Source organism: Pseudomonas sp. PMCC200344, assembly GCF_030053095.1.
Classification (GTDB): domain Bacteria; phylum Pseudomonadota; class Gammaproteobacteria; order Pseudomonadales; family Pseudomonadaceae; genus Aquipseudomonas; species Aquipseudomonas svalbardensis.
In genome coordinates, this window is the sequence record NZ_CP125618.1 from 1,288,251 (window position 1) to 1,307,638 (window position 19,388).

Sequence of the window (19,388 nt, forward strand, 5' to 3'; positions counted from 1 at the left end):
CCCGGATCGGTAATTTTTGTTTTGTGTTGCGATGCTTTTAGTGCTTGAACATCACATGCCGAACGACGGTGTAGTCCTCCAGCCCGTACATGGACATGTCCTTGCCATAACCGGACAGTTTCTGACCGCCATGAGGCATTTCGCTGACCAGCATGAAGTGCGTATTCACCCAGGTGCAGCCGTACTGCAAGCGTGCGGACAAGCGATGCGCACGACCGACGTCCGAGGTCCAGACCGATGACGCCAGGCCGTAGTTGGAATCGTTGGCCCAGCTCAGCACCTGCGCTTCATCGGTGAATTTGGTCACCGACACCACCGGTCCGAATACTTCGCGACGAACAATCTCGTCGTCCTGCTGAGCGTCGGCCAACACAGTTGGTTCGAAGAAGAAGCCATTGCCCTCAACAGCCTTGCCGCCCGTGATCAAACGGATGTGCGCTTGCGCCACGGCACGCTCGACAAACCCGGCCACGCGGTCGCGATGTTGCGCGGTGATCAACGGACCGAGCTCGGTCGACGGATCATCTTGCAAACCGTACTTGATGCTGCTGACCGCTTCGCCGAGTTTCTCGACGAACGTGTCGTAGATGCCTTCCTGCGCATAGATGCGGCAGGCGGCGGTACAGTCCTGGCCGGCGTTGTAGAAGCCGAAGGTGCGAATGCCTTCCACGGCGGCGTCGATGTCGGCGTCGTCGAAGATGATCACCGGAGCCTTGCCGCCCAGTTCCATGTGCATGCGTTTGACGCTGTCGGCGGTGCTGGAAATGATGTTCGAACCGGTGGCAATCGAACCGGTCAACGAGACCATGCGCACTTTCGGGTGTGTGACCAATGGGCTACCAACCGTAGGACCACGACCGAACACCAGGTTAAGCACGCCGGCCGGGAAAATCTCCGACGCCAGTTCCACCAGACGCAGCGCGGTCAGCGGGGTTTGTTCCGACGGCTTGAGCACCACGGTATTACCCGCTGCGAGGGCCGGGGCGATTTTCCAGGCGACCATCATCAGCGGGTAGTTCCACGGTGCGATGGACGCGATCACGCCAACCGGGTCGCGACGGATCATCGAGGTGTGGCCGTGCAGGTACTCACCGCCCGCCGAACCGCTCATGCAACGGCTGGCGCCGGCGAAGAAACGGAACACGTCGGCAATTGCCGGGATCTCGTCGTTCAGTGCAGCGCTGTAAGGCTTGCCGCAGTTGTCCGACTCCAGTTTGGCCAGCTCTTCGCCGTGGGCTTCAATGGCGTCGGCGAGTTTGAGCAGCAGCAGCGAACGTTCTTTCGGCGTGGTTTGCGACCAGCCTTCGAAGGCGCTGTCGGCGGCCCGCACGGCGGCATCGACCTGGGCTTCACTGGCTTCGTTGATTTCCACCAACACACGACCGAGGGCCGGGTTGAACACCGGTTGTGCGGGGCCTTCGCCGTCGACCAGTTGGCCATTGATCAAGAGTTTGGTTTGCATGGCTTTGTCCTCTTCGGAACTGTTGTTTTTTCTCTGTCGGAACCGGCCCAAATGTGGGAGCGGGCTTGCTCGCAAAAGCGGTGTGTCAGCCAACACTCATGTTGAATGTGATGGCCTCTTCGCGAGCAAGTCGAATCGTCGCACCGCCGCTCCCACATTGATTCGGTTTCGACAGTGGTAATGAGTTGTCAGTTATTTACCACCACTGCCCGCAACGCTTTCGCCGCCACGGGTCAGGTAATAGGCGCCGAGGATCGGCAGCATGGTCACCATCATCACCAGCATCGCGACGACGTTGGTCACCGGCACGTCCCGTGGGCGGCTGAGCTGGTTGAGCAGCCACAGCGGCAGGGTGCGTTCATGGCCGGCGGTGAAGGTGGTGACGATGATTTCGTCGAACGACAGGGCAAACGCCAACATGCCGCCGGCCAGCAATGCCGAGCCGAGGTTCGGCAGGACGATGTAGCGGAAGGTCTGCCAGCCGTCGGCGCCGAGGTCCATCGAAGCCTCGATCAAACTGTGAGAAGTGCGACGCAAGCGGGCGATGACGTTGTTGTAGACGATCACCACACAGAAGGTCGCGTGACCGACGATGATGGTAAACATCCCCGGTTCAATGCCCAGCGTCTTGAAGGTCGCCAGCAACGCGATGCCGGTGATGATCCCCGGCAGGGCAATCGGCAGGATCAGCATCAGGGAAATGCCTTGCTTGCCGAAGAAATCCCGGCGGTACAACGCCGCCGACGCAAGGGTGCCGAGGACCAATGCAATCAACGTCGCGACGGAGGCAATCTGCAGCGACAGCTTGATCGCTTCCAGCACGTCGGGACGGGAGAACGCCACGCCGATCCACTTCAGGGTGAAGCCCTTGGGCGGGAAGCTGAACGCTGCGTCTTCAGTGTTGAAGGCGTACATGAAGATGATCAGGATCGGGAAGTGCAGAAACACCAACCCGCCCCAGGCTGCGATGCGCAGGCCGAGCGAGGCTTTCTCGCCGTGCGTTTCTGGCGTTTGTTTTTTCGCATCAGAGCGCATCGAAGGCCCCCAGTCGTTTCACGATAGTCAGGTAAATGGCGATCAACACAATCGGCACCAACGTGAAGGCCGCGGCCATCGGCATGTTGCCGATTGCGCCTTGCTGGGCGTACACCATGCTGCCGACGAAGTAGCCCGGTGGCCCCACCAGTTGCGGCACGATGAAGTCGCCCAGGGTCAGCGAAAAGGTGAAGATCGAACCGGCCGCGATGCCTGGAATCGACAGCGGCAGAATCACTTGCATGAAGGTCTGACGCGGCTTGGCGCCAAGGTCAGCAGACGCTTGCAGCAAGGACGGCGGCAGACGTTCCAGCGAGGCCTGGATCGGCAAGATCATGAACGGCAGCCAGATGTAGACGAACACCATGAAACGGCCCAGGTGCGAGGTCGACAAGGTGCTGCCGCCGACGCCCGGAATGCCCAAAACGAACTGCAAAACCGGCTCAAGACTCAGGTGTTGAACGAACCACTGCGCCACGCCGCCCTTGGCCAGCAGCAACGTCCAGGCATACGCCTTGACGATGTAACTGGCCCACATCGGCATCATCACCGCGATGTAGAAAAACGCCTTGGTTTTGCCGGTGGTGTAGCGCGCCATGTAGTAGGCGATCGGGAACGCGACGATGGCGCTGGCGATCGAGACGACGACGGCCATGCTCAAGGTGCGCAGGATGATGTCGAAGTTCGACGGTTGGAACAGGGCAGCGAAGTTCGCCAGGGTCAGGTCGGGCGTGACCGCCATGGTGAAGTCATCGAAGGTGTAGAAACCTTGCCACAGCAGAACCAGCAGCGAACCGAGGTAGATCGCGCCGAACCACAGCAGCGGTGGGACCAGCAGCATCGACAGGTACAGGTTTGGCCGGCGATACAGCAGGTTGGAAAACCTGCGCAACGCCGAGCCGCCGGCCGGGGTTTGAGGGAGAGCCACGCTGTTCATCTCACACCCCGCCGACAACGGTGTCGTGCAGCGGGATCATCGCTTCCCGTGCCCAGCGCGCGCTAATGCGTTGGCCGGTCTGATGTTGCGCGCTGACGTCCAGCCACTGGACGTTGGCCTGGCTGATGTTCAGGGTCTGGCCGTTTTCCAGTTTCAGTTCATAACGCGTGGCGCTGCCCTGGTACTGAATGTCATGGAGCAAACCGCTGACTTCGATTTCATGGCTGGCCAGCGGACCTTCGGCGAAACGCACGTGTTCCGGGCGAATCGAAAACGGCTGTGGATTGCCGCTCAATTGTTTCGCCAGATCGCCGCGAATCACGTTGGAAGTGCCAACGAATTCCGCCACAAACGTTGTCGCCGGTTTCATGTAGAGGTTGCGCGGGGTATCGACCTGCTCTATGCGCCCCTTGTTGAACACCGCCACGCGATCCGACATCGACAGCGCTTCGGTCTGGTCGTGGGTGACGAAGATGAAGGTGATGCCGAGCTGGCGTTGCAGCTTCTTCAGTTCACCCTGCATTTGCTCGCGCAGCTTCAAGTCGAGCGCGCCCAACGGTTCGTCGAGCAGCAGCACGCGCGGGCGATTGACCAGGGCGCGGGCCAGGGCCACACGCTGGCGTTGACCGCCGGACAGTTGCACCGGTTTACGCTCGCCGTAGCCGCCGAGGGCGACCATGTCGAGGGCTTCTTCGGCGCGTTTCTGGCGTTCAGTTTTGCCGACGCCTTTGACTTTCAAACCGTAGGCGACGTTGTCGAGTACGTTCATGTGCGGGAACAGCGCGTAATCCTGGAACACGGTGTTCACGTCACGCTGATACGGCGGCAGCCCGGCGGCTTCTTCGCCATGAATACGGATAGAGCCTGCACTCGGTTGTTCGAAACCGGCGATCAGGCGCAGACAGGTGGTTTTGCCCGAACCGGAAGGGCCCAGCATGGAAAAGAACTCGCCGTCCTGGATATCGATGGAAACCCGGTCAACGGCCTTCACGTCGCCGAACTGACGGGAAACGTTGGTGAACTGGACTGCAAGGGTCATGGTGCGGTGCTCCGAAAAACAGAATCTTAAAAGCTTCGCGAGCAGGTCGGATCGCCGCACCGTCGCTCCCACATTGGAATGCGATTACATGTGGGAGCGAGCCTGCTCGCGAAGGGGCCTTAACGACCGCCCATGATCGCGATGTAGTCCTGGGTCCAGCGGCTGTACGGCACGAATTTGCCGCCCTCAGCCTGCGGGGTTTTCCAGAAGGCGATCTTCTCGAACTGGTCGAAGCCGTTGGTTTTGCAGCCCTCGGCACCGAGCAATTCGCTTTCCTTGCACCCCGCCGGAACCGCCGGCAGCGAACCGAACCATGCCGCCAGGTCACCCTGGACTTTCGGTTGCAGCGACCAGTCCATCCACTTGTAGGCGCAGTTCGGGTGCTTGGCTTCGGCGTGCAGCATGGTGGTGTCGGCCCAACCCGTTGCACCTTCTTTTGGAATGACCGAGGCAACCGGCTGCTTGTCCGCCACCAGGCCGTTGACCATGTAACCCCAAGTACTGGACGCCGCCACGCCTTCGTTTTTGACGTCACTCATCTGGACCGTTGCGTCATGCCAGTAGCGGTGGATCAAGGGCTGTTGCTTGCGAAGCAGGTCCAGCGCCGCTTTGTATTGTGCTTCGTTGAGCTGGTATGGGTCTTTGATGCCCAGTTCCGGCTGTTTCGATTTGAGATAAAGCGCCGCATCGGCGATGTAGATCGGGCCGTCGTAGGCCTGGACCCGACCCTTGTTGGACTTGCCGTCCGGCAGGGTTTGCTCTTCGAACACCACACTCCAGCTGTCCGGCGCTGTTTTGAAGATATTGGTGTTGTACATCAACACGTTCGGACCCCATTGGTACGGGGTGCCGTAGGTTTGCTGATTGACGACGTACCAAGGCCCGTCCTTGAGACGAGGGTCAATGTTCTTCCAGTTCGGGATCAACGCCGTGTTGATCGGCTGCACACGCTTGCCAGCGATCAGTCGCAGGGACGCATCGCCAGACGCAGTCACCAGGTCGTAACCACCCTTGGCCATCAGGCTGACCATTTCATCGGAAGTGGCGGCGGTTTTCACATTGATCTTGCAGCCGGTTTCCTTCTCGAAACCGGTCACCCAGTCGTAGGCCTTGTCGCTTTCGCCACGTTCGATGTAGCCGGGCCAGGCCACGATATCCAGCTGACCTTCGCCGGCACCGACGGCTTTCAGCGGTTCGGCGGCCTGGATACTGGCACTGGCCAACAGCGCCGTGGTGATTGCACTGAGCAGTGCGGTCTTGTGCACGAACATGGGGTTTCCCTCTTCTTTAATTATGGTCGGGGCAGTTTTGAACGTGGTGAAGCGATGCCTTTACGGCTAATTGTTAGCGTAGTGCGCTTTTACAAATGCTGGCCGTGGCGGGCCATGATGTGCCGCACCACGCTGTAGTCCTGAAGCGAGTCGCTGGATAAGTCCTTGCCATAGCCCGAACGCTTCAGGCCGCCGTGGGGCATTTCGCTGACCAGCATGAAATGGCTGTTGATCCAGGTGCAGCCGTACTGCAAGCGCGCCGCGACTTGCATCGCCTTGTCCAGGTTCTGGGTCCAGACCGAGGAGGCGAGGCCGTATTCCGAGTCGTTGGCCCAGTCCACGGCTTGTTCGAGCTGATTGAAACGGGTCACGGTGACCACCGGCCCGAACACTTCGCGCTGGACGATCTCATCGGTCTGCTTGCAACCGGCCAGCAACGTCGGCTGGTAATAGAAGCCGGCACCGGAATGCACCGCCGCGCCGGTCACTCGTTCGATGTGCGGCTGGCCGAGGGCACGCTCGACGAAACTGGCCACGCGATCACGCTGGCGGGTGCTGATCAGCGGGCCGATCTCGTTGTCGGCGTCGCGCTTGCCGGCGAAGCGCAAATTGCTGACCGCCGCGCCGAGTTCGGCCACCAAGCGATCATGAATCCCGGCCTGTGCATAAATTCGGCATGCGGCGGTGCAATCCTGGCCGGCGTTGTAATAGCCGTAAGTGCGCACGCCTTCGACCACGGCCTGAATATCCGCATCGTTGCAGACGATCACCGGCGCTTTGCCGCCGAGTTCGAGATGAGTGCGTTTCAGGGTTTTCGCCGCGGCTTGCAGGATTTTTTGCCCGGTGACGATATCGCCGGTCAGCGACACCATGCGCACTTTAGGATGACTGGCCAAGTGGCTGCCGACGCCTTCACCGCCACCGCAAATGATGTTGATCACGCCGCGTGGCAGGATCTCGGCCAGCGCTGGCGCCAGGGCCAGAATCGACAGCGGCGTGTGTTCGGACGGCTTGAACACCAGCGTGTTGCCAGCGGCCAGGGCCGGGGCGATTTTCCACGCGGCCATCATGATCGGGTAGTTCCACGGCGCAATCGAGGCGACCACGCCAATCGGATCGCGGCGAACCATGCTGGTATAGCCCGGCAGGTATTCGCCGCTGAGCTGGCCAGTCTGGCAACGCACGGCGCCAGCGAAGAAGCGGAACACGTCGACCGTGGCGCTCAAGTCATCCTGACGCGCCAGGTGCAACGGCTTGCCACAGTTCAGGGATTCGAGACGGGCGAGGAGGTCGGCTTCTTTATCAATGGCGTTGGCGATGTCCAGCAACAGGTTCGAGCGTTGTTGCGGCGTGGTCCGCGACCAACCGGCAAAGGCGCGGTGGGCGGCGAGAATCGCGGCTTCGACTTGCTCGGTGCTGGCTTCGGCGATGTGGGTCAGCACTTCCCCGGTGGCCGGGTTGAGGATCGGTTCGACAAAACCCTGGCCCGCGACCAATTCGCCATCGATCAACAACGCGGTGAACAACGGGGTCTGCGCGCCAGCCATTTTTCGGGTTCTCTTTTCTTGTGTGGCCATGCTGCTCCCTGTGACTGGGGCCCGGCCGTCTTATAGATGTAGCAAGACTAGTGCTCAGGCCCGAGGTCGACAAATTCTAAATACTGAAGGTGGCGTTCGATTAAATAGATGGCTTGCGCCCGCCGTGGGGCTGCTCGCGGGCGACGGTCAGGAACGGGTCCACCAACGCTGGGCGCGCAGTGCCGCGACGCCAGGCCAGGCCGACATCGAGGGTTTGACTAAGGTCGGCGATCGGGCGCGCTTCGATGATGTCGCCCTCCAGTGACCACGGGCGGTAGGTCATGTCGGGCTGGATCGACACGCCCAAACCCGCTGCCACCAGGCTTCGCACCGCTTCTGTCGACGCCGTTCTTAAGGTGATCCGCGGTTGTAGGGAGGCCGCCGTCCACAGGCGTTGCGCATTGCGGTCCATTTCATCGACGTTCAGCTGAATCAGCGGCTCACGGGCCACGTCGGCGAGGTTGATGCTGTCGTGTTCCAGCAGCGGATGCTGGGCTGGTAGCCATAACCGATGGGGCGAGTGGGTCAGCACTTCGGTCTGCAAGGCGTGGCGGTCCTCGAGGTTGGAGAGGATCAACACGCCGACATCGATCTCACCGCTGACCAGCAAATGCTCGATGTAAGGGCGCTCGTCCTCCATCACGCGGATCTCGACGTTGGGGTAGGCGCGCTGGAAACGGGTGAGTAGATCCGCAAGGTAGTAACCGGCCACCAGGCTGGTCACGCCGATGATCAACTGCCCGGCGACTTGATCGGTGCTCTGTTGCAGGCTGCGTTTGGCGTTGTCCACCGTCGCCAGAATCAGGTGCGCCTGACGTAGAAATTGGTGGCCCTGGTGGGTCAGCGTCATGCCCTTGGCGTGACGGTTGAACAGGCCCACGCCGATTTCCTGCTCCAGTTGCTGGATAGCCAGGGTCAAGGTGGATTGAGAAATGAACGCGGTTTGCGCGGCGGCGGAGATTGAACCGGTCTCGGCCACGGCGATGAAATGACGAATCTGACGCAAGGTCATCATGGAGAAAGTACCCGGTGGGCGGTTTTTATAGATTCACTGGAGTGTATATCTATTTTTCTGAGGTGCTGCGGACGGCTGAGCGGCACTGCGCAACATCTAGAAGCACTCTCGCCCCGGATGCTGGGCACTTTCGATCTAGGCTGATGGCCTTATTGATCCGGTTAACCCCTTTTTTGGAGGCGGAAAATGAACACGCGTGGATTGCTCGATCAGCTACTCAAGTCCGGTCAGGACATGTTGCAGAACAAGGCCGGCGGCTCACAAAACAAGAGCTCCGGCGGTGGCCTGGGCGGATTGCTCGGCGGCAGCGGCGGTTCGGGCGGCCTCGGCAGTTTGCTCTCGGGCGCAGGCGGCGGGGCGTTGGCGGCCGGTGCCATGGGTTTGCTGCTGGGCAGCAAGAAAGGGCGCAGTGTTGGCGGCAAGGTCCTGACTTATGGCGGCCTGGCTGCGTTGGGCGTGATTGCCTACAAGGCGTATGGCAACTGGCAGGCTCAGCAAGGCATCGCACCCAAAACCGAACCACAAACCCTTGATCGTTTGCCAGCAGAGCAAGTCGAGCTGCACAGCCAGGCGATTCTCAAAGCGCTAGTGGCCGCCGCCAAAGCTGATGGTCATGTCGATGAGCGTGAGCGTGCGCTGATCGAAGGCGAGTTCACCAAGCTCGATAACGATCAAGAGTTGCAGCACTGGTTGCACGCCGAACTGAACAAACCGCTGGACCCGGCCGACGTCGCCCGCGCTGCGAGCACACCGGAAATGGCCGCTGAGATGTACATCGCCAGTGTGATGCTGGTGGATGAGGAGAGCTTCATGGAGAAGTCCTATCTCGATGAACTGGCGCGGCAACTGAAGCTTGAGCCGGGGTTGAAGGCTGAGTTGGAGAAGCAGGTGCGTCAGGCTTCTATTTAAGCGTTGTCTTAAAAAATCGCAGGTTTCGCCAATGCCTACATCGACCGTAGGCACTGGCGGAGCCTGCGATTTTTTGCATCACAACAGTGCGCTCCGAAACGACTCAAGCCCCTCGCCGCACAGGTATTTCAGCGATTTTCACAGGGATGAGACGTGGTGCGCACCCGTCTTACAAATGAAACACCGCCCTCAGCTATACTCCGCAACATTTCAACTGCACCCCGAGGACTGACTGTGAAGAACTGGACGTTGCGCCAACGCATTTTGGCGAGCTTTGCGGTGATTATCGCCATCATGTTGCTGATGGTCGTCGTCTCGTATTCCCGGCTGTTGAAGATCGAGGTCAGCGAAGACAGCGTACGTGACGACGCGCTTCCCGGGGTCTATTACAGTTCGATGATTCGTGGCGCTTGGGTCGACAGCTTCCTCCACATCGAGGAGATGCTGGGTTTGAAGGAAGAGCAGGGTATCAGTGCCGAAGATGTCGCCGACCTCAAGAACTATGAAGCGCAAGTGCAGGAAGCGATCAACAACTATCGCGGCACTGTGACTACCGAAGAAGACAGAGCTGAGTTCGCGGTTTTCCAAAAAATCCATCAGGATTACGGCAAGATGCTGGCCGCGGTGTTCGACTTGCATCAGCGCAATCAGCGAGCCGACGCCATCAAGTTGTTCAACGAACAGCTGACCCCGACGTGGGCCGCGGGGCGTCTGAAACTAAATGACATTCTTGAGCACAACAAAGCCAGGGCAGATCAGGCCATGGCGGACATCCATGACGCCGTGCTCACCGCTGAAGTCATCATGGGCATTTCCCTGCTGGTGGCGGTTTTGGCCGCTGGTCTCTGCGGCCTGTTGCTGATGCGCGCGATCATGGCGCCCATGAACCGTATCGTGCAGATCCTCGAAATCATGCGCACGGGTGATTTGAGCGGCCGCTTGAACCTGGCGCGCAAGGACGAATTCGGCGCCGTGGAAACCGGCTTCAACGACATGATGGCCGAACTCACCTCGCTGGTGTCCCAGGCCCAACGCTCCTCAGTGCAGGTCACCACCTCGGTGACCGAGATCGCTGCCACCTCCAAGCAACAGCAAGCGACCGCCACTGAAACCGCCGCCACCACCACCGAAATCGGCGCGACGTCCCGTGAGATTGCCGCCACTTCTCGGGATCTGGTGCGCACGATGACCGAAGTCTCCACCGCCGCCGATCAGGCCTCGGTGCTGGCCGGTTCCGGGCAGCAAGGCCTGGCGCGGATGGAAGAGACCATGCACTCGGTGATGGGCGCGGCTGATCTGGTCAACGCCAAACTGGCGATCCTCAATGAGAAGGCCGGCAACATCAACCAGGTGGTGGTGACCATCGTCAAGGTCGCCGATCAGACCAATCTCCTGTCGCTCAACGCGGCGATTGAGGCCGAAAAGGCGGGTGAATACGGCCGCGGTTTTGCCGTGGTCGCCACCGAAGTGCGGCGTCTGGCGGACCAGACCGCCGTGGCCACGTACGACATCGAGCAGATGGTGCGCGAGATCCAGTCGGCGGTGTCGGCCGGGGTCATGGGCATGGACAAGTTCTCCGAAGAGGTGCGCCGCGGCATGTCCGAAGTGCAACAGGTCGGCGAGCAGTTGTCGCAGATCATTCATCAGGTTCAGGCGCTGGCGCCACGGGTGTTGATGGTCAACGAAGGCATGCAGGCCCAGGCCACGGGCGCCGAACAGATCAACCATGCGTTGGTGCAGTTGGGCGATGCCAGCAGCCAGACCGTCGAGTCCCTGCGTCAGGCCAGTTTCGCCATCGATGAACTGAGCCAGGTGGCCGTAGGGCTGCGCAGCGGCGTTTCGCGATTCAAAGTCTGATGAGCGAACTCACGGCCAAACGCACCGCCGTGAAGCCGGCGCTGCAATCATTGTTTCTGGTGTTCCGCATCGGCAACGAGCGCTTTGCCTTGCAGGCCGTCGAGGTGGCGGAAGTGCTGCCGCGCCTGCCGTTGAAACCGATTCCCTGCGCGCCGGACTGGGTCGCCGGGGTGTTCGCCTATCGCGGCGCGGTGGTGCCGGTGATCGACCTCAGTGCGCTGACGTTCGGCCAACCGGCCCAGGCCCGCACAAGCACACGCTTGGTGCTGGTCCATTACCGTCCGGATGAAACCGCTGAGGCGCAATTGCTTGGGCTGATTCTGGAGCAGGCCACCGATACCTTGCGCTGCAACCCGGCGGATTTTCAGCCCTATGGCCTGGACAACCGTCAGGCGCCGTACCTCGGGCCGGTGCGTGAAGATGCCCTGGGTTTGCTGCAATGGGTGCGGGTTGCCGACTTGCTCGACGATCAGGTTCGCGCGCTGCTGTTTCCGTCGCAGCCTCTGAACCTGGCACTGCTTGAGGAGCGGCCATGAGCAGCGATCAGCGGTTTTTCGATTTCCTCAAAGAGCGCATCGGTCTCGACGTGACCTCGGTGGGACCTGCGATCATCGAGCGTGCAGTGCGCCAGCGCAGCACGGCATCCAACGCGCTGACGGAGGATGAGTACTGGCACACCTTGCAGGGTTCGCGGGACGAGCAGCAGGCGCTGATCGAAGCGGTGATTGTCCCCGAGACCTGGTTTTTCCGTTACCCGGAATCCTTCGCCACGTTGGCGAAACTGGCCACCAAACGCCTGAGCGACATCAACAACATGCGCGCGCTGCGGATTCTCAGCCTGCCGTGTTCCACCGGTGAAGAACCGTATTCCATCGCCATGGCGTTGCTCGATGCCGGGTTACAGCCGCACCAGTTCAAGGTCGAAGGCATGGACGTCAGCCCGTTGTCGGTGGAAAAAGCCCGGCGCGCGTTGTACGGCAAGAATTCGTTCCGGGGTCAGGACATTGCCTTTCGCGACCGGCATTTCACCGCCGAAGGCGAGGGCTATCGCCTCAGCGGGCGAGTACTCGAACAAGTGCGTTTGCAGGTCGGCAATCTGCTGGATCCGACGTTGCTGACCAACGAGCCGCCTTATGACTTTGTGTTTTGCCGCAACCTGCTGATCTATTTCGATCAGCCGACCCAGCAGCAAGTGTTCGAAGTGCTCAAGCGTCTGACCCATGTGGATGGCGTGCTGTTTATCGGCCCGGCCGAGGGCAGTTTGCTCGGCCGTTTTGGCATGCGTTCGATCGGCATCCCGCAGTCCTTTGCGTTCAGTCGTCAAAGTGCACCAGAGCCTGCGCCCATTGCGACGTTCGTGCCGACGCCTCTGCCCGTGCGCCAACCGGTGCGCAGCGTGACACCGCCGCCCGTTCTCAGTCGGCCCTTCGCAACGGTAGCGCCGCTGCCTGTCGTGGCGAAAGTCGCCAACCCGGACACTGCCGCGCTGCTGGCGAATATCGCCGCGCTGGCCAACGAAGGCAAAAGTGCCGAGGCCCGCGCCGCGTGCGATAGCTATTTGCGCAGTCACGAGCCGGTGGCCCAGGTCTTTTACTGGCTGGGCTTGCTCAGCGATGTCGCCGGCAGAGTTCTTGAGGCTCAGGGTTTTTATCGCAAGGCGTTGTACCTCGACCCGCAACATCCCGACGCGTTAATGCACCTGGCGGCGTTGCTGCAATCCTTGGGTGACACGGCAGGAGCCAGACGATTGCAGGACCGCGCCGCCCGCAGCGAGCGCGCCGCTGACAGTGAGCGTAACCGATGAACGCCGCCGACACCTTTAGCCTCACCCATGAAGATGCCCAGGCCATCGACGACTGCTGGAACCGCATCGGTATCCACGGCGACAAGTCCTGCCCGCTACTGAGCGATCACATTCACTGCCGCAATTGCGCGGTGTATTCGGCCGCGGCTACGCGCTTGCTCGACCGCTACGCGTTGCAGCAGGAAGATCGGGGGCAAGTTTCCACGGCGGTCGAGAGCGAGGTGAAAACCCGTTCGCTGCTGATGTTCCGTCTGGGCGAAGAATGGCTGGCCCTAGCCACTCGCAGTCTGGTGGAAGTCGCACCGCTGCAAGCGATTCATTCCCTGCCGCACCAACGCTCCCGGGCCTTGCTCGGCGTGGCGAATGTGCGCGGCGCGTTGGTGGCGTGCCTGTCGCTGGTGGAATTGCTCGGGCTCGACGGCGCCAGCAGCGTGGCGTCCGGCGCGCGGGTCATGCCGCGAATGCTGATCATCGCCGCCCACGGCGGACCGGTGGTGGTACCGGTGGATGAAGTGGACGGGATTCACGCCATCGACGAACGCATCCTCGAGGCGGCGTCCCGCTCCGGCACGCAGGCCAGCGCCAAATACACCCGTGGCGTGTTGCAATTCAAAGGTCGCAGCCTGCGTTGGCTGGATGAAGAACAGTTGTTGTCCGCCGTGACCCGGAGCCTTACATGACCCCCGAGCAAATGCGCGACGCCTCTTTGCTGGAACTGTTCAGTCTGGAAGCCGAGGCCCAGACGCTGGTGCTGAGCGCAGGTCTTTTGGCGCTGGAACGCGACCCGACCCAGGCCGATCACCTTGAATCGTGCATGCGCGCGGCGCATTCGCTCAAGGGCGCGGCGCGGATTGTCGGCGTCGATGCCGGGGTCAGCGTTGCGCATGTGATGGAAGATTGCCTGGTCTGCGCCCAGGAAGGCCGCCTGTACCTGCGACCCGAGCACATCGATGCCTTGTTGCAAGGCACCGATTTGCTGATGCGTATTGCGACGCCGGACAACAACCCTGAACTGGCGGAGATCGAGGCCTATGTGGTGTTGATGGCGCGGTTGCTTGATCCGATGGCGGCGCCCGCGCCGGTCACTGCGCCTGTCGCCCCAGTGATGGCGGAACTTCAGCTCGAACCACCGACGCCCAAGGTCGAGACGCCAGTTCCGGTCGCCGAACTGCACCCCGCAGAGCCGCCGCGCAAGGCCAAACGCACCACCGAAAACGGCGAGCGGGTGCTGCGGGTCACGGCCGAACGCCTGAACAGCCTGCTTGATCTGTCGAGCAAATCCCTAGTGGAAACCCTGCGGCTCAAACCGCACCTGGCCACCATGCAACGCCTCAAGCGTATGCAGAACAACGGGCTGCGGGCACTGGAAAACCTCAACGTCCACCTCAAGGAACATGCCTTGAGTCTGGAAGCACAGGAAGCCCTCGAAGACGCTCGTCGGCTACTGGCTGAATCTCAGCAGTTGCTGATGGAAAAGAACGCCGAACTGGATGAGTTCGCCTGGCAGGCCAGTCAACGGGCGCAAGTGTTGTACGACACCGCGCTGGCCTGTCGCATGCGGCCGTTTGCCGATGTGTTGACTGGGCAAGAGCGCATGGTTCGCGACCTCGGTCGTAGCCTCGGCAAGCAGGTGCGACTGGAGATCGAGGGCGAGAAAACCCAGGTCGATCGCGACGTGCTGAAGAAGCTTGAAGCGCCGCTGACCCACCTGCTGCGCAATGCCGTGGATCACGGCATCGAATCGCCGGAGCTACGGCTATTGGCGGGCAAACCCGCTGAAGGCCTGATCCGTTTGCGCGCTTCCCATCAGGCCGGTTTGCTGGTGCTGGAGCTGAGCGATGACGGCAATGGCGTCGATCTGGAAAAGGTCCGCCGCAGCATCATCGAGCGCCAATTGTCCCCGGCCGAAACCGCCGCGCAGTTGAGTGAAGAAGAGCTGCTGACCTTCCTCTTTCTACCGGGCTTCAGCCTGCGCGACACAGTCACCGAAGTCTCCGGGCGCGGCGTCGGACTGGATGCGGTCCAGCACATGGTCCGCCAGGTGCGCGGCGCGGTCGTGCTGGAGCAGGTGGCGGGCGAGGGCAGTCGCTTCCATCTCGAAGTGCCGCTGACCCTGTCGGTGGTGCGCAGTCTGGTGGTGGAAGTCGGTGACGAGGCGTATGCCTTTCCGCTGGCCCACATCGAACGGATGTGCGATCTGGAGCCGGCGGACATCGTCCAGGTCGAAGGCCGTCAGCATTTCTGGCACGAAGGCCGGCATGTCGGGCTGGTCGCGGCCAGTCAGCTATTGCAGCGTCCGGCGAGCCAGAACAGTCAGCAAACCCTCAAAGTGGTGGTGATTCGCGAGCGCGAGGCGATTTACGGCGTGGCGGTCGAGCGTTTTATCGGCGAGCGGACGTTGGTCGTTTTGCCGCTGGACGAGCGTCTGGGCAAGGTGCAGGACATTTCCGCCGGGGCCTTGCTCGATGATGGTTCGGTGGTGCTGATCGTCGACGTCGAAGACATGCTGCGGTCGGTGGACAAACTGCTCAATACCGGGCGTCTTGAGCGCATTGCCCGTCAAGGCAGCCAGGCGGTTGAAGCGGCTCGAAAACGGATTCTGGTGGTCGACGATTCGCTGACCGTGCGCGAGCTGCAACGCAAGTTGTTACTCAATCGCGGCTACGACGTGGCGGTGGCGGTGGACGGGATGGATGGCTGGAACGCCCTGCGTTCGGAGGACTTCGATCTGCTGATCACCGACATCGATATGCCACGCATGGATGGCATCGAACTGGTGTCTTTATTGCGCCGGGACAATCGCCTGCAATCCCTTCCGGTGATGGTGGTGTCTTACAAGGATCGTGAAGAGGACCGTCGTCGTGGATTGGACGCTGGAGCCGATTATTATCTAGCCAAAGCCAGTTTTCATGACGACGCCCTGCTTGACGCGGTGGTTGAGCTCATTGGAGGAGCGCGTGCATGAAAATAGCGATTGTCAACGACATGCCCATGGCGGTGGAGGCTCTGCGCCGCGCCCTGGCATTCGATCCGGCGCACGAGGTGGTCTGGGTCGCCAGTAATGGGGCCGAGGCGGTGCAGCGATGCGCTGAAAATACGCCGGATCTGATCCTGATGGACCTGATCATGCCCGTGATGGATGGCGTGGAGGCGACCCGGCGGATAATGGCCGAGACGCCGTGCGCGATTGTCATCGTTACGGTCGACCGCGAGCAGAACGTGCATCGGGTGTTCGAGGCCATGGGCCACGGAGCGCTGGATGTGGTCGATACGCCGGCCATCGGTGCCGGCAATGCCAAAGAGGCAGCGGCCCCGTTACTGCGCAAGATCATGAACATCGGTTGGCTGATCGGTGACAGGGGCAATCGGGAGCGAGCCGCCCCGAGCCCGCTACGCAGTTCGGCTTCGCGCCAGCGCCTGATCGCCATTGGCTCATCGGCAGGTGGGCCGGCCGCGCTGGAAGTATTGCTCAAGGGGTTGCCGCGAGATTTTTCGGCCGCCATCGTGCTGGTGCAGCATGTTGACCAGGTGTTCGCCGCCGGCATGGCCGAATGGCTCAGCAGCGCCAGCGGCCTGAACGTGCGCCTGGCCCAGGAAGGCGAGCCTCCGCAGGCCGGGTCGGTGTTGCTGGCGGGCACCAACCACCATATTCGCTTGTTGAAAAACGGCACGCTGGCTTACACCGCCGAACCGGTCAACGAGATCTACCGGCCCTCGATCGATGTGTTCTTCGAGAGCGTGGCCAATTACTGGAACGGCGATGCCGTGGGTGTTTTGCTCACCGGCATGGGACGCGATGGCGCGCAGGGGCTTAAACTCATGCGCCAACAGGGCTACCTGACCATCGCTCAGGATCAGAACAGCAGCGCGGTGTACGGAATGCCGAAGGCGGCAGCGGCCATTGGTGCCGCTGTGGAGATTCGACCACTGGAAAAGATAGCGCCACGATTGCTGGAGATTTTCCCCAAATGAAGACATTTCACAGCAATCTGGCCCAAGTAGTACTCAGGTGACTGCCTATGAATGATTTACAGCTCGACGACTTCAAAACCGACGAAAACGCCGCCATGGTGTTGTTGGTGGACGATCAGGCAATGATCGGCGAGGCGGTGCGCCGCGGGTTGTCGAACGAAGCCAATATCGACTTCCACTTCTGCGCCGACCCGCACCAGGCCATCGCCCAGGCGATCCGAATCAAACCGACGGTGATCCTTCAGGATCTGGTGATGCCCGGTCTTGACGGCTTGAGCCTGGTGCGCGAGTACCGCAACCATCCGGCGACCAAGGACATCCCGATCATTGTCCTGTCGACCAAGGAAGACCCGCTGATCAAGAGCGCGGCGTTTGCGGCCGGAGCCAATGATTACCTGGTCAAGTTGCCGGACAACATCGAACTGGTGGCACGCATCCGCTATCACTCGCGTTCCTACATGACGTTGCTGCAGCGTGACGCAGCGTATCGCGCGCTGCGGGTCAGCCAGCAGCAGTTGCTCGACACCAACCTGGTGCTGCAGCGCTTGATGAACTCGGACGGCCTGACCGGGCTGTCGAACCGCCGGCATTTCGACGAATACCTGGAGCTTGAGTGGCGCCGTTCGCTGCGTGACCAGAGTCAACTGTCGCTGCTGATGATCGATGTCGACTACTTCAAATCCTACAACGACAGCTTCGGCCACCTTGAAGGCGATGAAGCCCTGCGCAAAGTGGCCACGGCGATTCGTGATGCCGGCGCGCGACCTTCGGACCTGCCGGCCCGTTATGGCGGCGAAGAGTTCGCCCTGGTGCTGCCCAATACTTCGCTGGGCGGCGCGCGACTGGTCGCGGAAAAGCTCCGCCAGACCGTTGCGGCGCTGAAGATCCCGCACATTTTCCCGGCCGAAGGTTCGAGCCTGACCATCAGCATCGGCCTTTCGACCCTAACCCCGCAACAGGGCGGCGATTGCCGCCAATTGATCTCGGCGGCGGACAAGGGGCTGTATCTGGCGAAGAACAATGGGCGTAATCAGGTTGGGATTGAGTAGTTCGCTACGAAATACAACTCCCTGTAGCAGCTGCCGAGCTGCGCGAGGCTGCGTTCGGCGGCGTAGCCGTCGCCAAATCAGGCAACGGGTTCTTTCGGGTAAACCGCGTACAGACGATTTGCGAGGACTTCGTCTTCGAACGCAGCCTCGCGCAGCTCGGCAGCTGCTACACGCGTTTCCCCCCGGCCTTCAGCAAAAACCATTCGCCCCTAAAGCCGCCAGGCGGGCTGCCGTGACAGCCTGATTACGTTATACTCGCCGGCTTTCAAAAGTTCGCCAACGAGTGCTGCCCGCCATGGAAATCAACCCGATCCTTAACAGTATCAAGGACCTGTCCGAGCGCTCCGAAACTATTCGGGGGTATCTTTGACTACGATCAAAAGCATGAGCGTCTGACTGAAGTCAATCGCGAGCTTGAAGATCCGTCTGTCTGGAACAACCCGTCGTACGCTCAGGAGCTGGGCCGCGAGCGGTCCCTGCTGGCTCAGATCGTCGAAACCCTCGACGAAATGCACACAGGCCTGGCCGACGCCAAAGACCTGCTGCTGATGTCCGCCGAAGAAGAAGACCAGGCCGCCGTCGATGACGTCGCTGCCGAAGTCGAGCGTCTGCGCGAATCCCTGGAAAAACTCGAATTCCGTCGCATGTTCAGCGGTGAGATGGACGCCAACAACGCCTACCTGGACATCCAGGCCGGCTCCGGCGGCACCGAGGCTCAGGACTGGGCCAACATCCTGCTGCGCATGTACCTGCGCTGGGCCGACAAACGCGGTTTCGACGCGACCATCATGGAACTGTCGGCCGGTGAAGTCGCCGGGATCAAGGGCGCCACCCTCCACATCAAGGGCGAATACGCCTTTGGCTGGTTGCGTACCGAAATCGGCGTGCACCGTCTGGTGCGCAAGAGCCCCTACGACTCCGGTAACCGTCGCCACACCTCGTTCTCGGCCGTGTTCGTGTCGCCGGAAATCGATGACAACATCGAAATCGACATCAACCCGTCGGACCTGCGCATCGATACCTACCGCTCCTCCGGTGCCGGTGGTCAGCACGTAAACACCACCGACTCGGCCGTACGTATTACGCACGTACCGACCAACACCGTGGTCAGCTGCCAGAACGAACGCTCCCAGCACGCGAACAAAGACACCGCGATGAAAATGTTGCGGGCGCGCTTGTACGAGCAGGAAGTGCAGAAACGCAACGCCGCCTCCCAGGCCCTGGAAGACACCAAGTCGGACATCGGCTGGGGTCACCAGATCCGCTCTTACGTGCTCGACCAGTCGCGAATCAAGGATTTGCGTACTAACGTCGAACGCAGTGACTGCGACAAGGTGCTCGACGGCGATATCGACGAATACCTGGTGGCCAGCCTGAAGCAAGGCCTGTAAACCGCCAGTCAAGACCTTAAGTCCCCTGCCACCCGCGGGGGCAACGAACCTGTGATGGAATTTTTAAAGA

General features: G+C 61.0%; 16 protein-coding genes. 9 read left to right on the forward strand and 7 right to left on the reverse strand.

Annotated features, from left to right (window positions below):
- Positions 1 to 37 precede the first annotated feature (37 nt).
- The 7 genes from QFW87_RS05720 to QFW87_RS05750 form a co-directional block, all read right to left on the reverse strand.
- Complete coding sequence (locus QFW87_RS05720) at positions 38 to 1,462, reverse strand: gamma-aminobutyraldehyde dehydrogenase (protein ID WP_283190020.1); 1,425 nt, start codon at positions 1,460 to 1,462, stop codon at positions 38 to 40.
- A 192-nt stretch (positions 1,463 to 1,654) separates the two neighbouring features.
- Positions 1,655 to 2,497, reverse strand: coding sequence for an ABC transporter permease (locus tag QFW87_RS05725; protein ID WP_283190021.1), 843 nt, complete (start codon positions 2,495 to 2,497; stop codon positions 1,655 to 1,657).
- Positions 2,487 to 3,434, reverse strand: coding sequence for an ABC transporter permease (locus QFW87_RS05730; RefSeq protein ID WP_283190022.1), 948 nt, complete (start codon positions 3,432 to 3,434; stop codon positions 2,487 to 2,489). The genes QFW87_RS05725 and QFW87_RS05730 overlap by 11 nt, the downstream gene beginning before the upstream one ends.
- A 1-nt stretch (position 3,435) precedes the next feature.
- Positions 3,436 to 4,473: an ABC transporter ATP-binding protein gene (locus QFW87_RS05735; protein WP_283190023.1), complete on the reverse strand. Its 1,038-nt coding sequence runs from the start codon at positions 4,471 to 4,473 to the stop codon at positions 3,436 to 3,438.
- Positions 4,474 to 4,592: 119 nt separating this feature from the next.
- Positions 4,593 to 5,744: a putative ABC transporter substrate-binding protein YdcS gene (ydcS, locus tag QFW87_RS05740; protein WP_283190024.1), complete on the reverse strand. Its 1,152-nt coding sequence runs from the start codon at positions 5,742 to 5,744 to the stop codon at positions 4,593 to 4,595.
- An 89-nt stretch (positions 5,745 to 5,833) separates the two neighbouring features.
- Complete coding sequence (locus tag QFW87_RS05745; protein ID WP_283190881.1) at positions 5,834 to 7,291, reverse strand: gamma-aminobutyraldehyde dehydrogenase; 1,458 nt, start codon at positions 7,289 to 7,291, stop codon at positions 5,834 to 5,836.
- A 130-nt stretch (positions 7,292 to 7,421) separates the two neighbouring features.
- Positions 7,422 to 8,336 carry a LysR family transcriptional regulator gene (locus tag QFW87_RS05750; protein ID WP_283190025.1) on the reverse strand — a complete coding sequence of 305 codons (915 nt, stop codon included), beginning with the start codon at positions 8,334 to 8,336 and terminating at the stop codon, positions 7,422 to 7,424.
- Positions 8,337 to 8,522: 186 nt separating this feature from the next.
- Here QFW87_RS05750 and QFW87_RS05755 point away from each other — a divergent pair, with 186 nt between their 5' ends.
- The 9 genes from QFW87_RS05755 (at position 8,523) to prfB (ending at position 19,318) form a co-directional block, all read left to right on the forward strand.
- On the forward strand, positions 8,523 to 9,245 hold the full coding sequence (locus tag QFW87_RS05755; protein WP_283183162.1) for a tellurite resistance TerB family protein: 723 nt from the start codon (positions 8,523 to 8,525) through the stop codon (positions 9,243 to 9,245).
- 234 nt (positions 9,246 to 9,479) lie between these two features.
- The gene (locus QFW87_RS05760; protein ID WP_283183163.1) at positions 9,480 to 11,102 is read left to right on the forward strand and encodes a methyl-accepting chemotaxis protein; all 1,623 of its coding nucleotides are present in this window, start codon (positions 9,480 to 9,482) and stop codon (positions 11,100 to 11,102) included.
- Entirely contained in the window at positions 11,102 to 11,638 is a 537-nt protein-coding gene (locus QFW87_RS05765; RefSeq protein WP_283190026.1) for a chemotaxis protein CheW, read from the forward strand. Before QFW87_RS05760 ends, QFW87_RS05765 begins: the two co-directional genes overlap by 1 nt.
- On the forward strand, positions 11,635 to 12,906 hold the full coding sequence (locus tag QFW87_RS05770; RefSeq protein WP_283190027.1) for a CheR family methyltransferase: 1,272 nt from the start codon (positions 11,635 to 11,637) through the stop codon (positions 12,904 to 12,906). The genes QFW87_RS05765 and QFW87_RS05770 overlap by 4 nt, the downstream gene beginning before the upstream one ends.
- Positions 12,903 to 13,586, forward strand: coding sequence for a chemotaxis protein CheW (locus tag QFW87_RS05775; RefSeq protein ID WP_046048170.1), 684 nt, complete (start codon positions 12,903 to 12,905; stop codon positions 13,584 to 13,586). Before QFW87_RS05770 ends, QFW87_RS05775 begins: the two co-directional genes overlap by 4 nt.
- Positions 13,583 to 15,871 (forward strand): hybrid sensor histidine kinase/response regulator, encoded by a 2,289-nt coding sequence (locus QFW87_RS05780; protein ID WP_283190028.1) that lies wholly within the window; start codon positions 13,583 to 13,585, stop codon positions 15,869 to 15,871. The genes QFW87_RS05775 and QFW87_RS05780 overlap by 4 nt, the downstream gene beginning before the upstream one ends.
- On the forward strand, positions 15,868 to 16,878 hold the full coding sequence (locus tag QFW87_RS05785) for a chemotaxis response regulator protein-glutamate methylesterase (RefSeq protein WP_283183167.1): 1,011 nt from the start codon (positions 15,868 to 15,870) through the stop codon (positions 16,876 to 16,878). The genes QFW87_RS05780 and QFW87_RS05785 overlap by 4 nt, the downstream gene beginning before the upstream one ends.
- A gap of 47 nt (positions 16,879 to 16,925) precedes the next feature.
- Positions 16,926 to 17,927, forward strand: coding sequence for a PleD family two-component system response regulator (locus QFW87_RS05790; RefSeq protein WP_283183168.1), 1,002 nt, complete (start codon positions 16,926 to 16,928; stop codon positions 17,925 to 17,927).
- Between the two features lie 295 nt (positions 17,928 to 18,222).
- A protein-coding gene (gene prfB / locus QFW87_RS05795) for a peptide chain release factor 2 (protein WP_283190029.1) occupies positions 18,223 to 19,318 on the forward strand; the annotation gives its coding sequence in 2 pieces (ribosomal slippage) (positions 18,223 to 18,294 and positions 18,296 to 19,318; 1,095 coding nt in all).
- Positions 19,319 to 19,388 lie beyond the last annotated feature (70 nt).

Bases quoted from the DNA above. Each gene is read 5' to 3' on its own strand.
- QFW87_RS05720 (WP_283190020.1), bottom strand. From the start codon at position 1,462: ATGCAAACCAAACTCTTGATCAATGGCCAACTGGTCGACGGCGAAGGC.
- QFW87_RS05725 (WP_283190021.1), bottom strand. From the start codon at position 2,497: ATGCGCTCTGATGCGAAAAAACAAACGCCAGAAACGCACGGCGAGAAA.
- QFW87_RS05730 (WP_283190022.1), bottom strand. From the start codon at position 3,434: ATGAACAGCGTGGCTCTCCCTCAAACCCCGGCCGGCGGCTCGGCGTTG.
- QFW87_RS05735 (WP_283190023.1), bottom strand. From the start codon at position 4,473: ATGACCCTTGCAGTCCAGTTCACCAACGTTTCCCGTCAGTTCGGCGAC.
- ydcS (WP_283190024.1), bottom strand. From the start codon at position 5,744: ATGTTCGTGCACAAGACCGCACTGCTCAGTGCAATCACCACGGCGCTG.
- QFW87_RS05745 (WP_283190881.1), bottom strand. From the start codon at position 7,291: ATGGCTGGCGCGCAGACCCCGTTGTTCACCGCGTTGTTGATCGATGGC.
- QFW87_RS05750 (WP_283190025.1), bottom strand. From the start codon at position 8,336: ATGATGACCTTGCGTCAGATTCGTCATTTCATCGCCGTGGCCGAGACC.
- QFW87_RS05755 (WP_283183162.1), top strand. From the start codon at position 8,523: ATGAACACGCGTGGATTGCTCGATCAGCTACTCAAGTCCGGTCAGGAC.
- QFW87_RS05765 (WP_283190026.1), top strand. From the start codon at position 11,102: ATGAGCGAACTCACGGCCAAACGCACCGCCGTGAAGCCGGCGCTGCAA.
- QFW87_RS05770 (WP_283190027.1), top strand. From the start codon at position 11,635: ATGAGCAGCGATCAGCGGTTTTTCGATTTCCTCAAAGAGCGCATCGGT.
- QFW87_RS05775 (WP_046048170.1), top strand. From the start codon at position 12,903: ATGAACGCCGCCGACACCTTTAGCCTCACCCATGAAGATGCCCAGGCC.
- QFW87_RS05780 (WP_283190028.1), top strand. From the start codon at position 13,583: ATGACCCCCGAGCAAATGCGCGACGCCTCTTTGCTGGAACTGTTCAGT.
- QFW87_RS05785 (WP_283183167.1), top strand. From the start codon at position 15,868: ATGAAAATAGCGATTGTCAACGACATGCCCATGGCGGTGGAGGCTCTG.
- QFW87_RS05790 (WP_283183168.1), top strand. From the start codon at position 16,926: ATGAATGATTTACAGCTCGACGACTTCAAAACCGACGAAAACGCCGCC.